Origin of the sequence: Micromonospora sp. NPDC007271, assembly GCF_040634005.1 — a bacterium.
Lineage (GTDB): Bacteria > Actinomycetota > Actinomycetes > Mycobacteriales > Micromonosporaceae > Micromonospora.
The window spans coordinates 1-24,751 of the sequence record NZ_JBEYER010000101.1 but is presented as its reverse complement, the minus strand read 5'-3'; the positions used below and the strand labels follow the sequence as shown (position 1 = coordinate 24,751).

General features: G+C 69.9%; 21 protein-coding genes and 2 pseudogenes. 14 read left to right on the top strand and 9 right to left on the bottom strand.

Features of this window, described 5'->3' with window-relative positions:
• Positions 1 to 395: 395 nt before the first annotated feature.
• Positions 396 to 3,836, top strand: a complete 3,441-nt coding sequence (locus ABZ570_RS27740; RefSeq protein WP_358069748.1) for a phosphocholine-specific phospholipase C — start codon at positions 396 to 398, stop codon at positions 3,834 to 3,836.
• A gap of 168 nt (positions 3,837 to 4,004) precedes the next feature.
• Here ABZ570_RS27740 and ABZ570_RS27735 read toward each other — a convergent pair.
• Together ABZ570_RS27735 and ABZ570_RS27730 are read right to left on the bottom strand one after the other, a co-directional pair.
• Positions 4,005 to 4,831: pseudogene (locus ABZ570_RS27735) on the bottom strand (IS5 family transposase).
• A gap of 362 nt (positions 4,832 to 5,193) precedes the next feature.
• Complete coding sequence (locus tag ABZ570_RS27730; RefSeq protein WP_358069745.1) at positions 5,194 to 5,925, bottom strand: alpha/beta hydrolase; 732 nt, start codon at positions 5,923 to 5,925, stop codon at positions 5,194 to 5,196.
• 292 nt (positions 5,926 to 6,217) lie between these two features.
• Here ABZ570_RS27730 and ABZ570_RS27725 point away from each other — a divergent pair, with 292 nt between their 5' ends.
• Both ABZ570_RS27725 and ABZ570_RS27720 read left to right on the top strand, forming a co-directional pair.
• Positions 6,218 to 7,786, top strand: coding sequence for an amidohydrolase (locus ABZ570_RS27725; protein WP_358069742.1), 1,569 nt, complete (start codon positions 6,218 to 6,220; stop codon positions 7,784 to 7,786).
• 307 nt (positions 7,787 to 8,093) lie between these two features.
• Positions 8,094 to 8,618, top strand: coding sequence for a hypothetical protein (locus tag ABZ570_RS27720; RefSeq protein WP_358069739.1), 525 nt, complete (start codon positions 8,094 to 8,096; stop codon positions 8,616 to 8,618).
• A gap of 108 nt (positions 8,619 to 8,726) precedes the next feature.
• Here ABZ570_RS27720 and ABZ570_RS27715 read toward each other — a convergent pair whose 3' ends face one another.
• The 4 genes from ABZ570_RS27715 to ABZ570_RS27700 all read right to left on the bottom strand — a co-directional run bounded on the left by ABZ570_RS27715 (position 8,727) and on the right by ABZ570_RS27700 (position 11,291).
• Entirely contained in the window at positions 8,727 to 9,080 is a 354-nt protein-coding gene (locus ABZ570_RS27715) for a hypothetical protein (RefSeq protein WP_358069736.1), read from the bottom strand.
• Between the two features lie 259 nt (positions 9,081 to 9,339).
• Positions 9,340 to 9,825 carry a VOC family protein gene (locus ABZ570_RS27710; protein WP_358069733.1) on the bottom strand — a complete coding sequence of 162 codons (486 nt, stop codon included), beginning with the start codon at positions 9,823 to 9,825 and terminating at the stop codon, positions 9,340 to 9,342.
• Positions 9,826 to 9,945: 120 nt separating this feature from the next.
• Complete coding sequence (locus tag ABZ570_RS27705; RefSeq protein WP_358069731.1) at positions 9,946 to 10,587, bottom strand: dihydrofolate reductase family protein; 642 nt, start codon at positions 10,585 to 10,587, stop codon at positions 9,946 to 9,948.
• 224 nt (positions 10,588 to 10,811) lie between these two features.
• Positions 10,812 to 11,291 (bottom strand): MarR family winged helix-turn-helix transcriptional regulator, encoded by a 480-nt coding sequence (locus ABZ570_RS27700; protein ID WP_358069728.1) that lies wholly within the window; start codon positions 11,289 to 11,291, stop codon positions 10,812 to 10,814.
• A gap of 114 nt (positions 11,292 to 11,405) precedes the next feature.
• Here ABZ570_RS27700 and ABZ570_RS27695 point away from each other — a divergent pair, with 114 nt between their 5' ends.
• The 3 genes from ABZ570_RS27695 to ABZ570_RS27685 all read left to right on the top strand — a co-directional run bounded on the left by ABZ570_RS27695 (position 11,406) and on the right by ABZ570_RS27685 (position 13,464).
• Complete coding sequence (locus ABZ570_RS27695; RefSeq protein WP_358069725.1) at positions 11,406 to 12,497, top strand: epoxide hydrolase family protein; 1,092 nt, start codon at positions 11,406 to 11,408, stop codon at positions 12,495 to 12,497.
• A 164-nt stretch (positions 12,498 to 12,661) separates the two neighbouring features.
• Positions 12,662 to 13,021, top strand: a complete 360-nt coding sequence (locus ABZ570_RS27690; protein WP_358069722.1) for a hypothetical protein — start codon at positions 12,662 to 12,664, stop codon at positions 13,019 to 13,021.
• Entirely contained in the window at positions 13,021 to 13,464 is a 444-nt protein-coding gene (locus ABZ570_RS27685; protein WP_358069719.1) for a hypothetical protein, read from the top strand. The genes ABZ570_RS27690 and ABZ570_RS27685 overlap by 1 nt, the downstream gene beginning before the upstream one ends.
• A gap of 167 nt (positions 13,465 to 13,631) precedes the next feature.
• Here the strand turns inward: ABZ570_RS27685 and ABZ570_RS27680 are convergent, their stop codons facing one another.
• Both ABZ570_RS27680 and ABZ570_RS27675 read right to left on the bottom strand, forming a co-directional pair.
• Positions 13,632 to 16,286 (bottom strand): DUF6493 family protein, encoded by a 2,655-nt coding sequence (locus tag ABZ570_RS27680; protein ID WP_358069716.1) that lies wholly within the window; start codon positions 16,284 to 16,286, stop codon positions 13,632 to 13,634.
• Complete coding sequence (locus tag ABZ570_RS27675; protein ID WP_358069713.1) at positions 16,279 to 17,484, bottom strand: SWIM zinc finger family protein; 1,206 nt, start codon at positions 17,482 to 17,484, stop codon at positions 16,279 to 16,281. Before ABZ570_RS27675 ends, ABZ570_RS27680 begins: the two co-directional genes overlap by 8 nt.
• 482 nt (positions 17,485 to 17,966) lie before the next feature.
• Here ABZ570_RS27675 and ABZ570_RS27670 point away from each other — a divergent pair, with 482 nt between their 5' ends.
• The 8 genes and pseudogenes from ABZ570_RS27670 to ABZ570_RS27635 all read left to right on the top strand — a co-directional run.
• Positions 17,967 to 18,122: a hypothetical protein gene (locus ABZ570_RS27670; protein ID WP_358069710.1), complete on the top strand. Its 156-nt coding sequence runs from the start codon at positions 17,967 to 17,969 to the stop codon at positions 18,120 to 18,122.
• A 164-nt stretch (positions 18,123 to 18,286) separates the two neighbouring features.
• Positions 18,287 to 19,633: a hypothetical protein gene (locus ABZ570_RS27665; RefSeq protein WP_358069708.1), complete on the top strand. Its 1,347-nt coding sequence runs from the start codon at positions 18,287 to 18,289 to the stop codon at positions 19,631 to 19,633.
• 7 nt (positions 19,634 to 19,640) lie between these two features.
• Positions 19,641 to 20,150, top strand: coding sequence for a DUF2695 domain-containing protein (locus ABZ570_RS27660; RefSeq protein ID WP_358069751.1), 510 nt, complete (start codon positions 19,641 to 19,643; stop codon positions 20,148 to 20,150).
• A 29-nt stretch (positions 20,151 to 20,179) separates the two neighbouring features.
• Positions 20,180 to 21,217, top strand: a complete 1,038-nt coding sequence (locus tag ABZ570_RS27655; protein ID WP_358069705.1) for an EamA family transporter — start codon at positions 20,180 to 20,182, stop codon at positions 21,215 to 21,217.
• A gap of 268 nt (positions 21,218 to 21,485) precedes the next feature.
• Positions 21,486 to 21,872 carry an Imm1 family immunity protein gene (locus ABZ570_RS27650; protein ID WP_358069702.1) on the top strand — a complete coding sequence of 129 codons (387 nt, stop codon included), beginning with the start codon at positions 21,486 to 21,488 and terminating at the stop codon, positions 21,870 to 21,872.
• Positions 21,873 to 21,968: 96 nt separating this feature from the next.
• Positions 21,969 to 22,376 (top strand): integrase, encoded by a 408-nt coding sequence (locus ABZ570_RS27645; RefSeq protein WP_358069699.1) that lies wholly within the window; start codon positions 21,969 to 21,971, stop codon positions 22,374 to 22,376.
• Positions 22,377 to 22,604: 228 nt separating this feature from the next.
• The gene (locus ABZ570_RS27640) at positions 22,605 to 23,921 is read left to right on the top strand and encodes an ISL3 family transposase (protein ID WP_358069696.1); all 1,317 of its coding nucleotides are present in this window, start codon (positions 22,605 to 22,607) and stop codon (positions 23,919 to 23,921) included.
• A 157-nt stretch (positions 23,922 to 24,078) separates the two neighbouring features.
• Positions 24,079 to 24,318 (top strand): annotated as a pseudogene (locus ABZ570_RS27635) (transposase family protein); the annotation flags it as partial.
• Between the two features lie 15 nt (positions 24,319 to 24,333).
• On the opposite strand, the gene ABZ570_RS27630 reads toward ABZ570_RS27635, so the two are convergent.
• Positions 24,334 to 24,751, bottom strand: a 418-nt coding sequence (locus ABZ570_RS27630) for a hypothetical protein (RefSeq protein ID WP_358069693.1), incomplete at its 5' end; no start/stop codon positions are given.

Below are 24,751 nucleotides of genomic sequence, written 5' to 3'. Positions count from 1 at the left end.
GCATCCTCGCCCGGTACGCGGCGGAGGGGATCACGACAGTGCTCGTGACCTGCACAGGTCACCGACCAGCTCGACCACGATCTGCGCGCCGTGGACGGGCGGTGCGGCGACGGGCCCGGCGGGGTCAAGCCGGGCGACCCAGGGCACGACCCGCAGGCCGTGGTAGCGATGCGCCGGGCCGAGCTGGCGGCCAGCTGCGAGGCGTTGAGGTCATGCACCTGGAGACGCTAGCTATGCCGACTCTGGGTTACGCCCTGCGGCTACGAACGTTCGGACGGGTGCGACGGAGAACTTGGCTAACAGCCGGTGGAACGCTCCATGTTGATGCTTGAACAGTCGACGAAATTCGTCACTCAGGGCTCGTTGTGCTACCGGAGCGACCTAGGCTCCGCTCCATGTCTGGTATCTCTCGCCGCGGGGTTCTCGGCGCCATCGCCGGTGGCGCAGCCCTTTCTTTTCTGCCCCCATCACTGCTGAAGGCGATGGCCGCGCCGCTGCCGCCCGGTGGTATGGATGCGATTGAACACGTCATCATCCTGATGCAGGAGAACCGTTCCTTCGACAACTACTACGGCACCCTCACGGGCGTGCGTGGCTTCGGCGACCGAACGCCGCTGCGTCTGCCCGCCGGGGCCACCGTCTTCGAGCAGCCGCGGTCCGGCGGTGGCAAGGTCCTGCCGTTCTCGGCGCGGCAGGCGGCGGTCGACGCCGGCCGCTCGGAGAGCGACATCCAGTACCTCGGCTCGCTCCCGCACGGCTTCTCCGACGGCAACCGGGCCCGGGCGAACGGCTGGTGGAACGACTGGGTCGCGGCCAAGGGGCAGAGCACCATGGCCTTCTACGACCGGCGCGACATCCCCCTCCAGTACGAGCTGGCCGACCGTTTCACCATCTGCGACGCCTACTTCTGCTCGGTCTACGGCTCGACCAACCCCAACCGCAACTACTTGTGGACCGGCACGACCGGCTTCGAGCCGGGCGGCGTCAACCGGGCTGTCACCAACGCCGCGTACTCATACACCCACGCGGGCTATGACTGGACGACCTATCCCGAGCGACTGGAGGCCGCCGGCGTCTCCTGGCAGATCTACCAGGAGTGGGACAACTTCACCGACAACGCGGTGGAGTACTTCCGGCCCTGGAAGGAGATCGGCCGGAAGATCCTCTCCAAGGTCAGCGGCCCGTACTCCACCACGGAGCAGTTCTACGACGGCCTGTGGGGCAAGAGCGCGGACCAGCGGAAGGCCGCGCTGGCCCAGTTCCAGCAGGGTGTCGACTCGCTGACCGAGGCGGAACGCCGGCTGTTCATGCGGGGCGCCTACCGCTCCGAGCCGGACACCCTCGTCCAGCGGATCAGGTCCGACATCAAGAACGGCACGCTGCCGAAGGTGAGTTGGCTGGTTCCGACGGCGGCGCTCTCCGAGCACCCCAGCTCCTCCACCCCGGTCGGCAGCGCAAACCTCATCTACGATCTCCTCGACGCCATCGCGAGCGACCCGAAGACCTGGTCGAAGACCGCTTTGTTCATCAACTTCGACGAGAACGACGGCTACTTCGACCACGTGCCAGCCCCGGTCGCGCCCCGGCCGGACTCCGGCAACAGCGACGACTGGTTCAACGGCCTGCCGGTCGGCCCCGGCCCGCGGGTGCCGATGACGGTGGTCTCGCCGTGGACGGTGGGCGGATTCGTCTGCTCGGAGGCGTTCGACCACACCTCGGTCATCCGGTTCCTCGAGAAGTGGACCGGTGTCCAGGAGCCCAACATCAGCGCCTGGCGCCGCAGCGTGTTCGGCGACCTGACCTCCGCCTTCGACTTCAACCGCGGATACGCGCAGCCCAAGGTGCAGCAGCCCGGCCCGGTGCCGTCTGCGGTCGGCCGCTGGAACCCCCTACCGCCGAAGAACCAGTCGCTCCCGGAGCAGGAGGCCGGCACCCGCCCGACGCGCCCCTCTCCGTACCGGCTGTCCCTGCGGGCCGGCGTCACCGGCTCCGGCGTCCGCCTCCGCCTCGACAACGCGGGCACCACCGCCGCAACGTTCACCGCCTACCCCGGCGACGGCACCGCCCCGCACGCGTGGACCGTCTCCGCAGGCGGGAGCGCCGACAACACAGTCGAGTACGGCGCCGACGGCTACGACCTGCAGGTCAGTGGCCCCGGCTGGTCCGTCTGGGAGCTGCGCGGCACCGGTGTGGGCGCCGAGGCATACCTGGTCGAGCAGGCCATCCCCGGCCAGGTGAAGGTCCGGTGCACCAACCCCTCCACCGTCACCCGCACGCTCCTCGTCGGCGAGTCCGTCTACCCACACAACCCCGGTGACCACATCCAGACCGTCACCCTCGCGCCCGGCGAGACCCGGACCGTGCCGATCCACCTCCCCGACCACGGCTGGTACGACGTCGTGGTCGTCGACCAGGGAGACCCGGCGTTCCTGCGCCGGATGACCGGCCGCCTGGCCGACGGCAGGCCCGGCGTCACCGACCCGGCGACCGGTACCGCCCCGGCGCTGGCCGCGACAATCACCCTCCCGGAGCCGCTGCCATTCCTGGACACGCCGTTCGCGCAGGGCAACCCGGCTGATGTCGTCGTCACCGTGCGGAACCAGGCCGACGCCAAGCTCGACCACCTCTCGGTCGCCCTGCTCGCCCCCTCCGGCTGGACGGTCGAACAGACCACCGCAGCGCCGGCGGTGGTCGCCGCCGGGGATTCGGTCGATGTTCACTTCACCGTCACGCCCGCCCCGAACGCCACCGCAGGCAGCCTGGTGGTCGCCGCCCACGGCGACAGCAACGGCCTGCTGAGGCTCGCCGACACACGTGTCCACCCCCGGGTCGCCCCCGCGATGAGCGTCTCGCTGACCGGTCCGGCGAGCTCGCCCGGCACCGACGGCACCGTACTCTCGCCAGGCAGGCCGGTCACCGTGACCGCCACCGTCACCAACGCCGGCGGCACCCCACTCACCGGCCTGGCCGCCACGCTGGCCCTCCCCCCGACGGGCTGGACCGCCACCCCCAGGGGCGACACGCCGACGGCCGTTCCGGGCCGCTCCTCCGCCCGCCTTGAGTGGGACGTCGTCGCGCCCGCCTCGGCGGCGCGCGCCTCCGGCAGCGTCAAGGCGACCATCACGGCGAATCTGAGCGGCAGTGTCCAGCAGGCGACCGCGTCCCTGTCCGCCAAGACCGGGCCCGTCATGACCGGCTACCTGCTCGCGGAGGACTTCGAGTCCATCGCCCCCGCGCTCGCCCCGGCGACCGACCTCAGCCGGCCCGGCCTGCTCGGCTGGACCCGAACCACACCCGAAGGCTGGACGGTCACCAACGCACCGACCATGCCGCAGGGCACCCGGGAGCTGCAGGGCTGGACCTTCCTGTCCAAGCAGTTCTGGTTCCCCGGCGGGCAGAACCGCCCCAACTTCTGCCGGTCCCTCGGCATCGTCGCGGTCGCCGACCCCGACGACTGGGACGACACCGGCAGCCCGTCCAGCCGGGGCCGGTTCGACTCGACCCTGACCACCCCCGCCGCGGCCATCCCGTCGGGCACCTCCACCCTTCACCTGGGCTTCGACTCCCATTACCGCCAGGAGAGCCCGCAGGAGGCCGAGGTCACCGTCCAGTTCGACACCGGCGACAAGGTCCAGCTGCTGCACTACAGCAGCGCGACCTCCGGGAACACCAACCAGGGCAAGGACCAGGAGAACCGACTCGTCCGGCTCTCCTGCCCCGTCCCGGCTGGGGCCACGTCGGCGAAGGTCAACTTCCGGATCTTCAATGCTGGCAACAACTGGTACTGGGCGATCGACAACGTTCGCCTGGGCACCAGCCCGATCGCCGACGCCTAACCGGCCAGCGGCCTGACCGCCTCCGCGCGGAGATGCATTTCTACCCCGCGCGGAGCAGTGGCTGCCACAGCGGGCCGGCCTCCTTCGGGCCCTGCCTGCCGTGATGACCGCGACACTGAGCGAGTGACCGGACGGAAGAAGCGGCCTGAGCCGTCGGCGGCTGGACGTTCAGCGGCGTTGTTCTCGGCCGGAACAGGCAGCGGCACGGATGAGGCTACGGATGGTGATGATGGCGTCGGCGAGGTCGAAGTAGGCGTTGATCACGTCTTCTTTGCGTTCGTAGCAGCGTTGCAGCCGGTTGAAGGCGTTGTGCCAGGCGTTCGTGCGCTCGACGTGCCACCGCCGGGTGGCCTGGATGGGGGCTTTGACGCCTTTGCGGGCGATCTCGCCGGTCAGCCTGCGGGCGGTGAGCAGGTCGCGGGTTTTCTGGGAGTCGTACCCGGCGTCTAGGTGCACGGTGATGGTGGCGGGCAGCGGGCCGAGGTCGTCGAGCCGGTCCAGGGTGGATTCCAGCAGCGGGGAGTCGTGGCGGTGGGCGCCGGCCAGGACGCGGCCCAGTGGGATGCCGCGGGCCTCGACCATGACCGAACGTTTCATGCCTTGCTTGCCGCGGTCGACCGGTGAACGGCCGGCGACCTCGCCACCGCCGGGCGCCTTGGTGATGCATCCATCGACGGCGAGGTCGTCCAGCAGTAGCCCGACGAGACGTCGTAGGCGTTCAGCGCGATCGTCTTGAGCTGGGCGAACACACCCAACTGGATCCACTCGTCGCGGCGGTTGCGGATCGTGGTGGCCGAGCAGGTCGAGTCGGCGATGCCCTGGTAGGAGCAGCCGAACCGCAGCACCTGCAGCAACTTGTCGAACACGATCCGGTCGGCGATACGCCGGTGGTGACAGCCCAGCGGATGGGTGGGATCGGTACCGGCACGGGGTGGCAGCAGCGCGGCGAACTGGTCCCACAATGGGTCGCTCAGCCATGATGGGACAGCGGGCACAGGCGTTCCAGTGATCATTGGGCGTAGGAACCTTCATGATCACAATGCCTGTGCCCGCCTCCTGCCCAGCCCATCCCCGCTGACCTATTTGCGCGCCCTCTAAAGCCGGGGGTCTGCGCGCTACGCATTTCGATCAAGAAGTCGTCCAGCATCACCTGCACCGCCCCTGTCGGTTCGATCAGCGTACGTCCCGCAACAAACCGGCGGCCCGGGCGGTGTCCGCTCAGGTCACCTCAAGTCGTCACCAGCGATCCTCGCCACGGGCATGGCCTGCGCGGACGGCAACACCTCTGAGTGTTCGCCGAACGCGCCGATCGGGAAACGAATCCCGATCGGCGCGTCGCGGAAGGTAGGCGCTGGTATCAGCCGAGGTGCCGGGCGAAGAACCGTACGGTGCTGTCCAGTTCGAAAGCGGGGATCTCCCCGTGCTTGCCGGGGTTGGCGTGCAGGGTCTTCTCGACAGAGGCCAGGGCGTCGAACAGCGCCAAGCCCTGGGCCCGCGGCACCCGCTCATCGTCCCACTGCAGCAGAAACTCCACCGGGACGGTGATCCGCGCGGCGACCTCCGCTGATGCCAGCGCCCCGCCCAAGCCCAACACCGCCGCGCGGACCCGGGGTTCGGCGGCAACGAACGGAACGCCGAGCCCGCAACCCAACGAAACTCCCCAATAGCCCACCGGACCAGCACCCACGTACTCGAGATCCTGGACCGCGTCCAGGACCGCCCGCCACTCGGAAACGGTCTGGCGAGCCACAAGCGCCTGGAAACCAGCGAGCAGCGGAGCCAGCTCCTCCCCGGCATCCACACGGGCCTGGTTCTCGGTCGCGATCCGGTCGTACTCCTCATCCTTCGGCCGGTCGCCATGGCCGGGTACGTCCACCGCCACCACCGCGAAATCACACTCGGCCACGAAGCGGCGCGCACGGGCCACGATACCGGGGGCCCTCTTGTGCTGGCCGCCGCCGTGCCCCATCAGGATGAGCGGACGGGTACCGGCGGCACCTTCTGGCGTCCACAGCACGCCGGGAATCTCACCGAGGGTGAAGAGTTGTTCGGAGACGCCGTCGAACGACGTCTCAGAGCTGAAGCGCATAGTGTTTCGGGCCTTTCGGGATGCCTTCTGCGGGCACTCCCTAAGCCATGCGGGGGAGGGAGCCCCGACCTGTCATAGCGTTGATCGGTCTCACCTCCTCAGTTCACAGCAGTGCACGGCGGCGCCGAACGTATCACAAGATCTATGTGGCCGTGGACGCCCCGGTCACCGATGACGTCGCCGACGAGGAGGTCGTGGCGACCTGCGGCCGGTCGGCGTGGCGGTGCTCCTGGCCTAGGATTGCCCGGTGGTTCGTAGATGGACCGCCGCCCCTCGAAACGGTGAGAGTCGTATGAGCATCCGCGTGTACCGCAACGCCGCCATCCACACGGGAGACAGCGGCAACCCGTTGGCCCAGGCCATGGCTGTGGACGGCGATCGCCTGCTGGCCGTCGGCGGGGAGGCGGAGGTACGCGAGGCCGCGGGCCCGGGGGCGGAGCTGATCGACCTGGAGGGCGCCGCAGTGCTCCCCGGGCTCTACGACGCCCACATCCACACCGCGCAGTACGCGCAGAGCCTGGGCGCCGTGGACCTGCGCGAGGCACGCTGCCTGGACGAAGCCCTCTCCATGGTGGCCGCGCACGCGGCGCGGCTGCAGCCGGGCGCCTGGCTGTTCGGCGGCCGGTGGAACAGCAACACCTGGGATCCGCCGGCGCAGCCGGACAGGTACGCGCTGGACTCGGTCTGTCCCGCGCTGCCGGTCGCGTTGCCCAGCGTGGACGGCCACACGGTGTGGGCCAACTCCGCGGCCCTGCGGCTGGCCGGTATCGACGCGCGCACTCCCGACCCGGTGGGCGGCGAGATCGTCAGGGACGCTGGCGGAGAGCCGACCGGCCTCCTGCGCGAGGCTGCCTCGGACCCGCTGCGCGACCTCATGGTCTCCCCCGACCTGCGCGACCTGCTGCACACCGCGCAAGAGGAGCTGCTCGCGCTCGGCCTGACCAGCGTGCACGACATCGACGGCGAGGACTGCCGGGCCGCGTACCTGGCCCTGCGTGACGCTGGCGAGCTGAAGCTGCGGATCCACAAGGCGATTCCGATGGTTCATCTGGAGGCGGCCATCGCCGAGGGCCGCCGCACCGGGCAGGGCGACGACTGGTTCCGCACCGGGCCCGTGAAGATCTTCAGCGATGGGGCGCTCGGCTCACACAGCTGCCACATGAGCAAGTCCTTCGCCGGTGAGGCCGGCAACACGGGCATCGCTGTCACACCGTACGAGGATCTGGTCAGGCTGTTCACCAGGGCCGCGGGTGCCGGCATCGCGGTCGCCACGCACGCCATCGGCGACCGGGCCAACCACCTGGTCATCAATGCCTACGAGGCGGTCGGCCGCGCGCCGGGGCTGCGGCACCGCATCGAGCACGCGCAGCACCTGCGGCCCGCCGACCTGGCCAGGATGGCCACGCTGGGCATCGTCGCCTCGATGCAGCCGGTGCACTGCACCAGCGACATCGACCTGGTCGACTCCCTGCTGGCCGGCCACGATCTGGCCTCCTACGCCTGGCGCGAGATGTCGAACGTCGGCGTCGCGCTGGCGTTCGGCTCCGACGCCCCCGTCGAAAGTCCCAACCCGTTCGCCGCGCTGTACGCCGCGGTGACCCGTGCCCGCCCCGACGGCACGCCCGTCGGCGGCTGGCAGCCTGAGCAGCGGCTGAGCATGGCTGAGGCCATCAGCGCCCACACCTTGGGCGCTGCCTACGCTGCCGGTGAGGACGACCGCAAGGGCGTCCTCGCGCCCGGCAAGCTTGCCGACTTCATCGCCGTGGACACCGACCCCTACCGGGAGTCGCCGGACGCGGTGCTGCGTACCAAGGTCATGACGACCGTCGTCGGCGGCGAGGTCCGCTGGCAGCGAACCTGACGGCGCCCCGCCGTTGGACGATCCTCTCCACGCTCGCTGCTGGCGCCCGCCGCGCGACGGCGAGGCGTCCGGCTCCCGGGACGTGCCGGGTCCCGATCGTCGAGCGCCCGAGGATCAGGTGGCCTTCCTGAGCCACTGGCCATGCGGTCACCGCACCATCGTGTAGTCGTCGGCCGCATCCCAGACACGTACCCACCCGGGCGGGAGGATTGCCGCCCTGCTGGCGGCAGATCGATGCACCCGCGTTAGGTCCACAAGACCCGCAAGCCAAGATCAGCGTGTTTTCGCATTCAGCTACAGTCGTCAGGTGCTCGCTGCCCGCACCGCCGTGAGGGCCCTCGTCGTTCTCGCGGTCGTCGATGTCTTTTACACGATCGTCGCCCTCGCGGCGTACGAGCATCGGGTCGGTGTCGTGACCCACGACGGGTCCGGCACAGTGGAGATGGTCAACAGCCTGGTGCCGCTTCGTGAGCTGTCCTCGGCGATGCTCTGGCTGCTGCTCCTTACACTGGTTGCCGCCGTCGCTGGCGTCGTCAACTGGGGCATCCGGAGCCGGCGCACCGGGCTCCCGCTCGCATCCCCAGCGTCAGTGGCCGGCTGGTGGATGAGCGCCATCGTCGCCGTGCCCCTCAACCTGATCGCGGCCATGCGGTACCTGTCCGTCACCGCGCAGGGCGGCGAACACATGCGTAGCGTCCTGGCCGAGGCCACCCTGCTGATGGTCACCGCATCCGTCGCACTCGTGATCACCACTGTCGCCGGTGTCCAGGTCATCCGGCGCACCGCAGCAGGCCAGCAGCACAGCGCCGATGCCTGGGGACTGTCCGAGTAAGGGCGCTGTCCCACGTTCCGGCTCTGGCTCACATTCGGTGGTGACGAAGCGTGGTTGGCGGGGTTGAGGTCACCATCTTGTCAGGGCCGTTGTTTCGGGTTCGTCACGTCATTCCGCGCTGGCCGGCGTGGGCACCGGCTGAACTATTCCATCGATGGCTTCGAACGTTCTGCACCGCCACTCCTGGCCGGCGCACAGCCGGATCAGATCGGCGACGTGGCCTGGACCCACTGGTTCGCGTGCGAACAGTTCGTCGAACCGCTCTGGTGCGTGCCTGGCGGCGACGAGCATCTCGGGGTAGTTCACCGATGGGTCGTCAAAGGGAATCCGCATATCAGCCAGGGGGATGCGTTCGCCGTCGCGCCACACCCGCACGGTGAGCCAGTGCGGATCGACGGGACGCACTCGCCATCGGTAGACCCCGCCATCGACGACGATGCGCCGCACGCGCTGCTTCGGCATGCGCTCCCGCCTCCTCCTGCGACATGATCGGCGCTGGCACAGCCTAACGGTCTATGTCACTGAAGTGGACCCGTTGGAGCGCGGGAGCCGGTGGCAGGGCCCAGCGCCGTCATAGCACTGCTGATCGCTGCCGGGCCCGTCGGCTCGGCGTACCCGGCGCGGTTGTCGTGACGGCGGGGCTGACCTACGGGGTCGGGCGCTGTTCGCGTGGGTGCCGGTGCGCCGGTGACCGTGCCTGAGCGGATGGCGGCTCCGGGGGTCACCCTTCGCGGGGCTGGGTCACGGCGAGAATATTGCCCTCGCTGTCCTTGAACCAGGCGCCGCGCATCGTCGGGTACTCGGCGACGCCGTTGGTCGTCTTGAGACCAGGGAGGTCGTACTCTTCGAACGTCACGCCGCGCCTCCGGAGGTCCGCCATCTCGGCGTCGAGGTCGGCGACCAACCAGGCCGCCAACGTATGGGGCGCCTGCCCAGCGTTGGAGGTGGGGTAGACGAAGAACTGCGTTCCGCCGGACTCGAAATGCACGGCGTCCTCGGCCTCCCGCGAGATGGTCAGGCCAAGCGTGTCGCGATAGAAGCGCTTAGCACGTTCCATGTCGCTCGCTGGGATGGCCGCCTGCACCGGCGCCTCTGTCAACATGATGGCTACCTCCTGCGACAGCGTAACCAGCAGGAGGCCAACAGGATTCCGTTTTGTTCCATTTTTGGCAGGGTCGTGGCCGCTCTGGGGCTCGTCGCGTGCCAAGCTCCGCCCCGCCGAGGCACTTCGTCACGGCGTCGGCACCTTGAGCTGCCGACGCCGTGACGGAATGCCGACCTGGCGGTTTCACCGCCGACGACACGGACCACCTGGCGCGGGGCGGCTTCAGTCGTCGCGCCCGGCACCGCGATCGGGTGCGCTCATGTCCCCCGTCCCGGGCGTGCCATCGACGAGCCCGTAGCGCAGGTACACGATGCCCTTCGGACTGGCTACCGGCGGTTCGAGGAGTGTGACGTTCGTGGGCACCGCGCCGCCGTCGAACACCTTCTTCCCGACGCCGAGCACGATCGGATGCACCCAGAGGTCGAGACGGTCGAAGAGCTTCCCGCGCAGGAGGGTCTGCACCAGGTTCAAGCTCCCGACGACCTTCACGTGCTCGTGCCGCTCACGGATCTCGCGCACCGCGCCGGCCAGATCCGGGCCGAGCTGCGTGGACCCGGCCCACGAGAGATCGGGCCGGCCGCGGGAGGCCACGTACTTCGGGACGCTGTTGAAGAGCCTGGCGATCTGGTTGTTCTCGCCCTCCTGGTGCGGCCAGTAGGCGGCGAAGATGTCATACGTCCGCCGGCCGAGCAGGAGGGCGTCCGTGCCCTCGTACGCGGCACCGACCTGCGCCCCGGCGACCTCGTCCAGCAGGGGTGCCTGCCAGCCGCCGAACGGGAACCCCACCGGGTCCTCGTCGGGGCGGCCGGGCGACTGCCCGACGAGGTCGAGGGTTGCGAACAGCTCGATGTGGATGAGGCCCATGCCGTACTCCCGCTGAGTTGGTGGTCTCGGTCGGGAGGTAGACCTGTGGGCGCTCGCAGATTCATCGCTGCGACGGCACCCAGCTTCGTGCTCGTCGACCGCCTCGCCCGGTGCATGCCGTAGTAGCCCGCTCAGCCGCCGATTGACACTCCGAGAATGTCGGCGTACCGGCCCCGGTGCAGAGACAGGTCCGGCCACGCCTGGATCAATGGGCGCGTTCCCGGTCAGCGCCCCGGCTCTTCCGGGGTGCCGGTTCGCCGGTTGTGATGGTCCAACAGCCTGGACAGCAGCTCGGTCAACCGCTGTCGCTCCTCGGGTGACAGCGGAGACAGCAGGTCGTCCTGGCAGTCGGCCAGCTGCTTCTCCAGTCGCCGCAACTGCCGCTTGCCCGCGGCGGTCAGCGAGATGATGTTGCGCCGCCGATCGGCGGGGTCCGGCGCACGCTCGACCAGTTCGCGATCGGCGAGCTCGTTGATCGCCGCCACCATGTCGCTGAGGTGGATGCCGCTACGGCGGCCCAGCGCGGCCTGGCTGGCCGGGCCGAACTGCTCCAGCGTCGCCAGCAGGCGGTAGTGGTAGCCGCGGGCGCCGACGGACGAGAACCCCTCGGCCACCAGGCGGTGCGCGTGGTTGGCGGTCTGGGTGAGCAGCCAGCTGGGCAGGCTCTCCCACCTGGCGGGCGTCTCCTCCGATGGGCTCTTCACGCCGGCAAGCCTAGCGAATCGTTGGAGGCACCAATGATTATGGTATCGTTCGGTCATCGAACGTTTGTCATCCGAATGTTTGACTGTCGAATGAATTCCCCTGGAGTTGAGGCCATGATCAAGCCGTTCCGCATCGACATCCCCCAGGCCGACCTCGACGACCTGACCGACCGGCTCTCGCGCACCCGTTGGCCCAACGAGGTCGCCGACGCGGGGTGGGACTACGGCTTCCCGCTGGCGCGGCTCAAGGAACTGGCCGAATACTGGCGCACCGGCTACGACTGGCGCGAGCACGAGGCCAAGCTCAACGAGCTTCCGCACTTCACCACCGAGATCGACGGCCAGAACATCCACTTCGTCCACGTCCGGTCTTCGAACCCGGACGCGCTCGCGTTGGTCCTCACCCACGGCTGGCCCGGTTCGTTCCTGGAGTTCCTCGAGATGATCGAGCCGCTGTCGCGCGACTTCCACCTGGTGATTCCGTCCATCCCCGGCTTCGGGTTCTCCGGGCCGACCCACGAGCGCGGCTGGGATGCCGTCCGGGTCGCCCGGGCCTGGGCCGAGCTGATGCGCCGCCTGGGGTACGAGCGCTACGGTGCGCAGGGCGGCGACTTCGGCTCGGGCATCTCCACGGCGCTCGGCGCGGTGGCGCCCGAGCAGGTCGTCGGGGTGCACGTCAACTACCTGCCGACCCGGCCGGTCCCGGACGCCGACATTGAGCTATCCGAAGCGGATGAAGCGCGGCTGGACAAGGTCCGGCAGCTGATGGCGAACCGTCCGCCGTATCAGGCTCTGCAGGCGCTCACCCCGCAGACCATCGGCTACGCGCTGACCGACTCGCCGGTCGGCCAGCTGGTCTGGATCGCCGAGCGATTCGCACAGTGGACCGACCCCGCCACACCGGTCGACGACGATCGGATGCTCACCGACGTCTCGCTGTACTGGCTGACCGCGACCGCGGCCTCCTCGGGCCGGCTCCACCACGACGCCCCGCGCGGGAGCCAGCAGCCGTGCCGGGTGCCGCTCGGTGTGGCGGTGTTCGCGCACGACATCACCCAATCGGTGCGACCGCTGGCCGAGCGGCTGTACGACATCCGGCACTGGTCGGAATTCGAGCGCGGCGGCCACTTCGCCGCGATGGAGGTGCCGGAGCTGCTCGCTGCGGACGTCCGGGACTTCTTCCTCACCCAACTCACGAACGACTAACGCCACCCGTCAGGAGGCACCCCTCCCCCGCCGTCCGCTGACCGATCGCGAACCACCTGAAAGCAGCAACCTGATCCCGTACGCTCCTCGCTCTGCAGATCCACAAACCGTATGCTTCGGCCGTGTCAGAGCCGGGGTCCCGTTTCGTCGCGGCGCGGTTGCTCGTGATCGGGCAGCTGGCGATGGTGACTCTCTATCTGGCGGGCGCGGTCATCCCGTACCTGTTGAATTTCACCTTTCAAGGGACCGACCACTGCTCACCGACGACCGGATGCCAGGCGCCCAGCGAGGTGTTCGACGGGCCGATGTTGGCGCTGGTGACACCAGCCATGATCATCACAATTCTGGGGCCGATGGCCGCGGTCCTCCTCCTGATGTCGTTCACCGCCCTGGCCAGAAGGCGCCGGGAGATGTCCGACGCACTGCGGCTCTCGATGTACGGGGCGGCCGGGCTCACACTGGCCTTCCTCGTCTTCACGCTGCTGCCGCCGGGCCGGCTGCTGCTGAACTGGGTGCTGGACTGATGACGAACGGACTGTGGCGGGCACAGTTGGCCCTGGTGTGGGCTTTCGGGCTCGCGGTCTTCTTCTTCCTCTTCGGGCTGCTGGGCGGGCCGCACGGCGGAGACAGCAACAGCGTGTACGACATGGTGTACGCGCCGCTGGGTGAGGGGCAGTCGGTGCGCGGCTCGCTGGCTCATCCGTTCGCCTGGTTCACCATGCTCGCCATGGCGGTGGCCTGGCTGGCCCCGCTGTCCGCGGCGCTTCTCGCCTGGCGCGGCCGACGCGCATTGAAGGGCGAGGGGGAGCCGGCGCTGCGGGACCGGATCCGGGCCGGCACTGTCGCGGCCTTCGTCATCGTGCTGTCCTACCTGACGCCGGTCGGCTGGACGCTGGTCTACGGGCTGACCCGCTGGACGATCATGAACATCTGGGGCGAGGGCCCGGACGCGGCACAGTTGGGCTGAGCGCATCTCCTCATCGCGGTCGACCTGCGAGGAGGGCCGGAATTCGGGGCGGAACCCGCATCCTTTCCAGGGTCCTGGTCGTCCGTCAGGTGACCGCACGGGCCGGTATCGGGTTCCTACTCCCCAGCAGGGCCATCACCCTCCGACAGCCGCGGCGACAAGCTCCCCTACGGCCGGCCGGACATGGTCGTGACGAGCCGACGCGCGGCCTCGGCGAGCCGGCTGCGCCCCGGCTTGGCCGCCAGCGCGGCCAAGCCGGGCAGGTCGGCCGTATGCCGACCGGCGCGGGCGGCGTTGCCGGCAAGCGTCATGACATCGGCGAGTCCCGGCCGCTGGCCGGCGGCCAGGAGCGCCGGCAACGCCGCCGACGTCACCTGCCAGACCGCGTCGTGCGCGCCGGCCTTGATTGCCTCGGTCAGCGGCCGGACGATGCGTTGCAGCACGATCTGGTTGGCGCCGGCCAGTATGCCGACCTCGGCGCCGACGCTGGTGCTGTCCCAGTCGGGGCGGTGGGCGAGGGTGATGAGTGCGTCGCCGGCTGCGAGGCGCACGGTCTCCCGGTGACTGGCCAGCGCGTACGCCAGGGTCGAGGACATCGCCGCGCCGACCGGGCCGTCCGCTGCGGCGAGGCCCTCCAGGAAGCCGGTGCCGGGGTTGCCCCGGTCGACCGTGGCGGCCACGTACGGCTGGATGTGCGCGGCGGCCAGCTCGCGGTGTGACGGGGTCACCATTGGCCACAGCGCCAACGTGGGCATGCGCCACCCAGTGTTGGCCCGTTCTGTGGCGGTACGCGGGTCGGCGAGCTCGCACGGAAACCCCACCGGGTCCAGCATCGCGATCCGGCGGCCCGAGAAGTAATGACTGCCTTGGGCCTCCTCGACCCAGGTGCGCGGCTCGGCACCGGCTACGAGCCAGTCGGCGAACCGACGGCCGGCGGGAGACGCCAGGCGCGCCGCTGCCGCGTGGACGGCGGCGTCCACCACGCGAGGCAGGCGGAGCAGGGCCTGGGTGAGGTCCGCGTCGCCGGGCTGCCAGCCGTCGCGTTCCGCCTGCTGCAGCAGGCTCAGCACCCGGTCCGGGTCCACGTGACCGGCGACCGTGGCCGGCGTGGCCAGCAGCGCCGGTGGCGGGTCGCTGGCCAGCCGCACGGCCAGTTCGGCGCACCGGCGCTCCACGAACAGCTCCAGCGGCGCACCGGATATCTGGTACGGCACCGGCCGACCGATGGCAGCGGTGATGAGCGACTTCCACCGGCCCGGCCACTGCGGCATCACCGGCTCCAGCACGCGAGCGGCGGCGGCACGGTCGCCGCGGGTCGCCCGCACGAGGCCGTCCAGGATCTGCTCATGGCGGACGGGATCATGGTCACCCGTGCGCAGGACCGTCGCCAACTCACCGGCGAGGGCGCCCAGGTCCAGCGGTGGCGGCAGCTCGGCCGGCAGGTCGGTGCTCAGCGCCGGAGCGGATGTCGGCGCCGAGTACGTCGCGCCGAGCTGCGCGGCGAGTCGTTCCGCAACGACACCGTCGAGCGCCGGCAGCTCGGAGCGCAGCCGTTCCCGGAACGCCTCCGGCAGCACGGGCAGCCGCGGCTCGATGAGGTCGAGCGTCCGCTCGGCGAGCTCGGGCACCGGGTGGTGCAGCCCGATGACGAGCCCGTCCACGACGTCGTCGAGCGGCAGCGAGCGCAGCCAGGCGAGATGGGCGCGGACCAGCTTCTTCTCCGGCCTCGAGAGCATGCTCTGGGTGATCTCCGTCAGGGTGGCCAGATCCAGCGGAGTGCGCCGGTGCAGCGCCCGCAGCGACGTGTACGCGAAGTCGGCGACCGTGGACATCGGCGCAGTCAGCAGCCCGACCAGCTCCTGGCGGTGTCCGGCCAGCTCGTCGGTGGTCGGTGTCACCTGCTTGAGCATGCCGAGGTACGGCTGGAGCAGGCCCTGTCGTCCACCGGAGCGGAGCCGGCGCAGGCACCCGGCGATCACCAACCCCCGCTCGACGCGCCCACGCTCGGCCAGCTCCACCACGGCGGTCGGCCAGGCACGAGCGCTCCCGTTGGTGAACGCCGCTGCGACCCGGTCGTCGTCGAACAGGTACGGCAGCACGTGGTGGAACCAGGGATCGTCGGCCAGGACGTCGGCGAGGGGCCCACCGCGCCGATTCGCCACGTACTGCGCGACGGCGCCGGGCGTGTCCGGTGGCCCGGCGCCGACGGCCCGCATCAGCGCCTCCGTGAAGGGCCATGGCGTCGCCCGGCCCCGGGCTCGGCGTGCCATGCCGCGGGCGAGGGTGGTGCACCAGGCGGTGCCCCGAACCCGGAGCAGACCCGGCACCAATTCGGGAAGCGCGCGCAGCGGCGGCCCCGCGGACCACGGCCGATGCAGCCGCTTCACCGCGTCGGTGGCCGTGGGCGTGCACGCGAGAATGGCCAGTGCCAGACCTGCCCGCCGAAGCTCGGTCTTCCGCCTGGCGGCCTCGGTGGCCTGCCGCTCGAGGTGCCACCGTCGCCTGCTGCGGTCCTGCTCCCGTTGCCGCAGTCGCTGCCGGGCGAGGTACGCGCGGAGCTCCTCGGGGTCTCTCGGCGGCTCTCCGTCCGCCGGCGAGTAGAAGAACGCGAACCCCCCGGTCGTCGGCAGCTCGGGCTCCGGCTCGGGTTCCAGCGGCGGCAGGACGACCGGCTCCGGCGTCGCGGGTGCCGGGCTGTGCCCCTCCAGCAGCGGCAGCAACGCCGCCCGTTCCTCGGCGTCGATGCCGGCAAGCGTCTCGGCCAACACGTCGAAGTCGGCGTCGTCGATGCGCTCGCACACCTCGTGCCAGACGTCACTCATCCCGCTGCCCCGTCTGCTCGCTGATGATGGCCGCCACGGCGTGCTTGCACGGGCCGCGTCGGCCCTGGTGTTCCGCCCACCACACGCAGGTGCAGGCGTACTCGTCGCCGCGGCGATGGACGAGATAGGTCGTCTCGCCGGAGGTCACCTCGGCGCCCGCCGCGGTCATCGTCACCCGCCCGCTGTCGGCAAGGATCCGCGCCGCAGCCAGCCGAGGGTGCAGGGCGGCGACCGCATCAGCCCGGTACGGCAGCGGGCGGCGGAAGGAGGACGCCGCGGCAACGTCGTAGCCCACCTGACCCGCTGCCGCCAGCGCGGCCAGAGCCGACGTGACCCGGGCGGGGTGCCAACCGGTGCGTACCGCGATCGACGCACGGTCGATGACCGGCTCGGCGGCCAACACCATCTGTAGCGCGTCGGCGTCGGCGACCGCGGTGTCGGCGCTGAGATCGGCCAGCAACTGCCCGTCGCCGGCGAACCCGTGGTTGACGGCGGCCGACAGCAGCAGCGTGAAGCGGGCGGTGCCGAAGTCCAGTACCCAACCGCTCACCTGGGCGGGCGCCCCACTGACCGGCGGTGCGTACAGCGCGACCGTGCGGGCCAGAGGAAGGAGCGGGCGCAGCACCGACAGCCGGAACCCGTCCGCCACACAGACCGCGCCCGGCACCGGCCGCGTCGTCGAGCGCCACCCCGAGCCCGCCGGCACGAGCCAGCGGCTCTGCCGGCCGGTGCGCGCCGACATCTCGGCCAGCAGAGCGACGGCTCGGCCGGCAGGGATCTCCAGCCGCAGGTCGAGCGGCAGCACTTGAGCCGCCACTTCGGCCAGCCCGCGCAGCCATCGCGCCGGCAGCGGCACCTGCTTCTCCACGATCCTGCCGTCCAACGTCGCGACCGCGAGTTCGTCGGCCCCCACCGACAGGCGCAGCGGGTCGGCGGGGCCAACGCGCGTCAGCGACTCGTACAGCGGCGGGTTGATGTCCACGTTGGTCGTGCCGTGGCCGGTCCACGCGCCGTCGAGCTCGGCGGCCGCGAGGTCGAGCCGCCCGTACAGCCCGCCACACGTCGACAGCGCCTCCAACCGCAAGCGTTCGCCGTCACCGGTCACCACCGGATCGCGGCCCGGCGACATGGCAGCGCGAGCCTGGCGGAAGTCCGCACGGGCGATGTCGGCCAAGGCCAGTAGGCCGCCGGCCACCACCCGCGGCGTCCGTACGAAGCCGGCGAAGTACTGCTGTTCGTCGGCGCGGTCCGGCGCCGATGTGGCCAGGGCGAGGTGACCGCCGGTAAGCGCCGAAGCGTACGGGTAGACACGGGTGTCCACAACGGACGGCGCCGGGTTCAATTCGCTGGTCCTTCCGTCCCCGTTCAGCGGTCCAGCGCATCGTGCCACGTGATGACCAAGTCGTGGTGCCGGCCACGTCGCCGGTTGCAGCGAACACCTCAGGATCAACAATCAAGTTCGTGAGCCTGAGGCAAGGACACCGCCCCCGGGTCCGGTTCAATGGCGCGATGCCCACGGAGCGGCGCGGAGCGGGTGCTGTCGGTGGGCACCTTCACCAGCCACAGCACGGCGGCCTGGTCCCCCGACAGGTCACTGCTCGCCGTGACGGGCCCGCCGGACCCGGCCGCCCAGATCGCCGAGCGGGCACGGCTGGTGGTGGCCGACCCCTCTGGAGGCGGGTGCGCTGGCAGGTCGAGCTGGGCGAACGGCGACGGCTCGCCGGCCGGGCCGCCTGGAGCCCCGACGGGCGACGGATCGCCCTGCTGGCATACGACGGCTGCGCCACCCGCTGCGCCGACACCGCCGAGACCCGGCATGGGCACGACGCAGCATGAGACGCCTTCGGCAGACCAAGACCCGAAGCCCTCTGGGATCCGCCCCCGAACTCCGGCCCTCGTCATAGATGCCGATCAGGAGATCCGCTCAGAGACGGACCAGCGCCGACGCCATCGGCGGCAGAGCATGGGCCAATCCCATTGCGCGTGGCAGGATCCTCGGCGTGCCGCATCCTGACGAGCCGGCGCTTGTCGCGTACGTCGCTGAACACTCCTCCGCGACCGCGCTCGCCGTGTACGACGCCACCGAGCCTGCCGCGGCCTTCGCTGCCCTGCAAGCTGCGGCGGCGGAGATCTCCCAGATCCGCCACCCTGCGGAGCCGGACACCGCCCTGCCGAACTGGTGCGCGGTCCTCGACGACGACGGTGTACCCGTTCTGCACCTGGACATGAAGGATGAGATTCGCTACGCGGCCCTGGTCGTCCGGATCGTCCTGGACCAGTTGGCCGGCGGCCGAGTCGACGGTCGGCTGGCCCCGAAGCGCGAGCCGAAGTCGCCGTTTTCCCATGATCCAAGGGCCGCCCGGTACGACGGCATGGACCCGCTGACCGAGCTTGACGGGCGTGGACTGCCTCCCGGGTTTCCCGCCGACTTTCCGGTACCGGAGCGGGCCACCCTCGTCCTCGCCGAGCGCAGCCGAACCGGTGCCGTCGAGCACGCGGCGTGGCGCCGGTCGACCGGCCCATTCACCGGCTATCTCGACCAGTTGCGGGCATACGGCTGCACCTTCGGGGCTGTCCCTCGGCTGCTCACCGTCGGCGACCCTGGCAACGTGCAGTACACGCTGTGGCGCCAGGGCGCAGGAGGCACCGTCACGCTCTACCAGTCCTCTGCCGCACGGCTACCCCGTTCGCCGCTGTACTGGTACGTCAGCATCATCTGGCAGCCGCAGGCCGAACCGCCGGCCACAGCCGTTGAGCCAGACGAAGCGCCCGACACACGCCCGAACCCCACCGGCCCAGCCGCCGCCCGGGAGCTGGCCGAGTTCCTGGTACCCACACAACTCGTACTCGGATACGAGACGGTCATGGCCCTGGCAACCGCCGCCCGAGCGCTGAACGGACTGGTCAACGCACCACCGGACCCAGCTGACCGGCGCCCTGAGCCAGCAGTCATCGCGAGCCGCTTCGCCCCCCTGCTCGGGCGCCTCGACCACGACCAACTGTCTACCGTCCGTCACGTTTGCCTGACGATGGTCGCCAACGTCCTGGCCAACGGTCGACGACCCCGCCCGAATGGGCTGACACTGGTCGCCGATGAGGACGGCTACCTGTACGCCGCGGACCTTCGCGAAGGCGTGCAGGACGCGGTGGACCCCGCACACCTCCCCGCCTTCGAGACCGGCGCGGTACTTGTACAGAGCGCGCCGATGATCACCGAAGCGCTTTCCGGCATCCGCAGCGCCCCTGTGCCCCCGCCGGCCGACCGCTATGCCTGGCTGTTCGCCGGCCTTGCCCCGCAGCACCTGACCGCCGCGCGGGACGCCTGCTGGCAAATCCTGGACGAATGAACCAGCGCTGACACCCACCGCTGCTGACCGCGCTCGTCATCGGCGGAGGCGACGGCTATCCCCCGACCTGGCCCGCTGTCAGGTCACGCCCTGGTCGCCGCTGCCGTCGTCGACCGCGGTCATCCGCCGTTGGCCGTCGTATCGAGCCCGCAACGTCACCGAGGGCTGTGACCACACCCGGCGATTCAGTGAGCGGTGGGCGCGCGAGCAGGGAGTCGATTGGGAGCCCCTCCGCCAGGGCCTCGATGAGTTCGGCGGCTTCTGCGATTGTGAGGTCGTCATCAACTGCGACGCAGAGGCGGTCTCCGTCCGCAGCGGTCCCCCCGTCGTCACGCCTCGGCGACTCAATCCGCTTCGGCTTTCGTCTCGGTCGGTTCGCGTCGGTGGCTCCCACCTGCACCTCTCTCGCGAGCGGCGCTACCGCGCTTCTCGGCTATGGTGTGCTGGTGATTTTCCTCGTTGTCTCACCGCCACCGGCCACCCGGTAACGACGCCATTTCTGACCCGGCTCACTTAACCGAGCCCGGGTGCGTTCGTGGTGCCCGGGTGGCGACGACAACGGAGAACACTGTGGACACAAACCTGCCCCCGACCGTGGGGCGAGGAATCTTCTACATCTTTGTGGCGGCGGTCGCCTGGGGCACTGGCGGTGCCGCGGCGGCCATCCTCTACGACACGAGCGGAATGGGACCGGTCGCGGTGTCCTTCTGGCGCTTCGTCGGCGGGGCCCTGCTGCTCACCGCCGGGCACCTGGTGCTCCGGCGACGCTCGGTGGCGCTGGCACCCATGTCCGCCGGCACCCAGGCCGTAGCCACGCCCTCGCGTGACCGGTGGCGGCAGGTGCTGGCAACCGGGGTGGGGCTCGCCATCTACCAGACCGCCTACTTCGCCGCCGTAGGATACGCGGGACTGGCCGTCGCAACCATGGTCACCCTCGGCTCCGGGCCGATCCTCATCACCGTCGGTTCTCGCGTGACGATGGGCGAACGACTCGGCAGAGCCGGTGCGGCGACGGTCGCAACGGCGCTGGTCGGGCTGGTCCTCTTGCTGGCCGGCGGAACCGCCAACACGGCCTCCGCACCAATGCGGGGGATAGCCTGCGCACTACTGTCCGCCGGGGGGTACGCGGGCGTCACCCTGCTCAACCGAAAGATCGGCGGGGACGGCACCAGCGGCAGCGCCCAAGCAACGGCACTGGGTGGGTTCACCGTCGGGATGGTGTGCCTGCTGCCCCTGGCCCTGGTCGAGGGGCTCCTGCCCACCTCCGGTGATTCCCGTCAGGTGCTGGGCCTGCTCGCCTACCTCGGGGTGGTGCCCACCGCGGTGGCGTACAGCCTGTTCTTCGTCGGGCTGGCCTCGGTCCGCGCGACCACCGCATCGGTCATCGCGCTGATCGAGCCAGTCACGGCGGCCTTCATCGCGGTGCTCCTGCTCAACGAACGGCTCACCTTCACCGCGACCATCGGGTCGGCCATGCTGCTCGCCGCGGTGGTCGCGCTGATCCTCAGCGAACGGAGAGCGGGAGCAGCGCAACACGGCGCAGCCGGACCGCAGCGCCGGCCCACGCCCACACCTGCCAACTGAGAAGGACTGACTCTGCATCGACCGGAGCAGCCCTGCGGTACGGGGCGGGGCCAGCGCGATCACGCCGGCTCCGCCTCATCCGCAAAGCAAGCGACCGTCACGTGAAGCGCATCTCCTCGTCGGGCGGTCGTAGGCCGTCCAGCCTGCCCGGACGGGGACAAGGTGGAGAGCTCTACCGGAACGGCCTCGGCCCCGCCCGGGAACGGCAATGCGTCCACTAGGCTCAACCATCCCGTGTGATCACAAGCGAGAGCCAGGTGAATGCAGCGTGCAGGCGTGGATTGACAGCATCGCCACCCCAGTGGCCGACGTTGCCGAACTCGATGCGATCCTCGCCTCCGAACCGCCCAAGGGCGTGACTCTCGTCAGTGACGACGGCCGGCGGACCCTGCATGTCAACTTCTACGGAGGTCGGTCCGGCCTGTACTGGGAGACCGAAGCCGACCTTCTCCTCGCGTGGGGACCGGTACCGCCTGGTGCCCCGGCCGGCCAGGTCGTCGACGACGCCGAATACGCGTACGACAACCCATGGTTCGCCCTTCCCGACGACGCCGAGCCCTTCGAGATCACAGCCACCCAGGCCCGCCGGGCGACCCATGAGTTCCTGCACACCGGTGGACGCCCCACCAACGTCCAGTGGGTCGTCAAACCCTAGACTTCGTGGTCTGGACGCCACTTCCGGCTGCTCGAGCCAGCTGTCCGACTCCGGTTGATGCGTTACACGTTGGTTTACGACTGAAAGCACGGGCGGATGAGGTCGAGGCTACGCAAGCTGCACATTGACGGCCGAGAGTTCACCTGGAAGGCCGACATCCGGACGGCACCCGGCCCTGACGGTCGCCTGCACCGCTGCATAAGGATCCGCGCCTGGGGTGCAGGAAAGAACGGCCGCGCCCTACAGCTCGACCTGACCGAGCGTCCCTCAGCACCTGCCATCGCCCAGGGCTACCAGTACATCGAGACGGACGTGCACGGCAGTGGGGAAACGTATCCGTTCCCGACGGCTGAAGACGTCGGCGCACTTGTCAGGTACGCGCAGAAGACTGGATGGACACCTGACGCGCTGGGTGGGACGTTCCGAATCACGTCGGCGGCCGACCTTGCATTGCCCGAGTTTGCCATCACCGATCTTCTCTGGGCCGCTGAGCGACACCACTAGCATGGGCGTATACCGCCAGGATGTCCGCCCCGGTTCAAGCCCCACTGCCCGAGCCGCCCCGGTCGGCTGTTCTGCTGCCGCTGCCACAGCAGCCGTCGAGCGTTATCGCGGCTCTTCGAAGTTGAACGGGGTTCGCTGCTGGAGCCGGCCCGAGCGTGAAGGGCTCGCAGCTCATCGGTGATCATCTGAGTGTCGAATTCGGATGGTCACAAGTGAAGAGCTGCGAGCATGGTCAACGATACGACCCGGCTGCTGGGCCTGGACGGCCTGGTGGCCGAGCGAGTCGAGATGGACGCCGCAGGCGTCCCGGTGGTGCACCTGGCCACCGGTTGTGAGCAGGCGCGATGCTGCCCGCAGTGCGGGCAGCGGGCGGCGCGGATCAAGCAGTGGACCACGACCCGGCCGCGGGACCTGCCGGTCGGCGGCCGGCGGGTGCGGCTGCGTTGGCGTAAACGCCGCTGGTACTGCCCGACCCCGGCCTGTCCGCGCAAGTCGTTCACCGAGCAGGTCGCGCAGGTACCGTCTCGCTCCCGGCTGACCACCCGGCTGCGGCAGGCGGCGGGTGCGGCGGTCGCCGACGGCGGTCGCACGATCGTGCAGGCCGCCCGGGATCACGGGGTCTCTTGGCCGGTCGTCGCTGCCGCGTTCATCGCCCACGCGAGGGCGGTGTTGCCGGCCGAGCCGGAGCCGGTCACGGTGCTCGGCATTGACGAGGTTCGCCGCGGCAAGCCCCGCTGGAGCTGGGACGAGCAGGCCGGCTCGTGGACCACGACCGCGGACCGGTGGCACGTCGGCTTCGTGGATCTGTCCGGCGGACAGGGGCTGCTCGCCCAGGTCGAAGGCAGGACCACCGCCGCGGTCACCGGCTGGCTGACCGCCCGCCCGCAAGCCTGGCGCGACCAGATCCGGGCGGTGGCGATCGACATGTGCACCGTGTTCAAGAGCGTCGTCCGGCAGGTGTTACCCCACGCGCTGCTGGTCGTTGACCATTTCCACGTCGTGCAACTGGCCAACCGGGCCGTCACCGAGGTCCGCCGCCGCGTGACGCTGACCGAGCGCGGGCGTCGAGGCCGCGGCACCGACCCGGAATGGCGGATGCGCAACCGGCTGACCCGATCCGCTGCCCGCATGCCCGGCAAGCACGTCGACCACCTAGTCGACACCCTGCAAGCCCTGCCCGCGATGATCGGCGCCCCGATCCTCGCCGCATGGAACGCCAAGGAAGACCTGCTCGACCTGCTCGCCACCGCCCGCACCCAGCCCGACCGGGAACACGTCCACCAACTGCTCCGCCGCTTCTACACCCGCTGCGCCGCCACTGACCTGCCCGAACTGCACCGCCTCGCCACCACCATCGAGACCTGGTGGCCACAGGTCCAGGCCTTCCTGACCACCGGGATCACCAACGCCGGGTCAGAGGGGACCAACCGCGTGATCAAGACCCTCGCCCGCGACGCCTACGGCTTCCGCAACCCCGGAAACCAGCGCCTACGCACTCGCACCGCCACCACCCGACGCCACCGCGGGCAACTCAACCCCGCCTAACTTCGATGAGCCGTTATCGCGCACCACTCAATGAGCCTTTTCCAAGCTGATCTTGCAGCTCAGGGTGGGTGCGGCGAGCCCGGAGATCGATAAGGGCGAGGCTCCAGGTAAGACAGCAGTCGACCAAGATCCGATGCCCCGACCGGGAGCCTCGCCTGTGCTGTCTTACCCCTCCACGATCCCGCTGTCCAGCCGAACCCTGAACCACCTCGCCGACCTCATCCGAACGCACCGTAACTAGCATCGATCCCGGTGGCGGCGTCTCGATCCGGGCCGACAGGCACTACTCGCCCTGGCCCACCTGCGCAACGGTGACACCTACACCCGACTCGCCGCCGGGTTCGCCGTCGGTGTCGCCACCGCCTGGCGCTACGTGCAGGAAGCGATCATGCTCCTGCTGTGCTGACGCCATTTAGTGGTCGTTGAGCATGAACAAGAGCGTCTGGTGCTCGACATCGAGGAACGCGACCCGCCACCGTGGCGAGGGTGGTATTTCGTTGTACGACCTGCTGTGCAGCCACCGCGGCTCGCTCGGCAGGAACGGCGCCAGCGCAGGCCACACCTCTGCGGGGCTACTGTCAAGGGGAAGTTCAGCCAGGCTGACAGATGCGTAGGGGACGAAGTCGTACCGCCTCGCCAACGTCCGCGCGTCCTCCGCTCGCAGCTTGACCACGCCCTGGTAGGCCCAGTCGGTAGGGCCGGGCATCCTGGAACACGGGTTGCCCGATGCGCGCAGCTGCCAATGGATTTCCGGGTAATCCCCGAGGTCCGGCAAATCCTCCGGAGGATCCCAATGGTCGGTGCGGACCTTTGCCTCGGCGATCTGCACG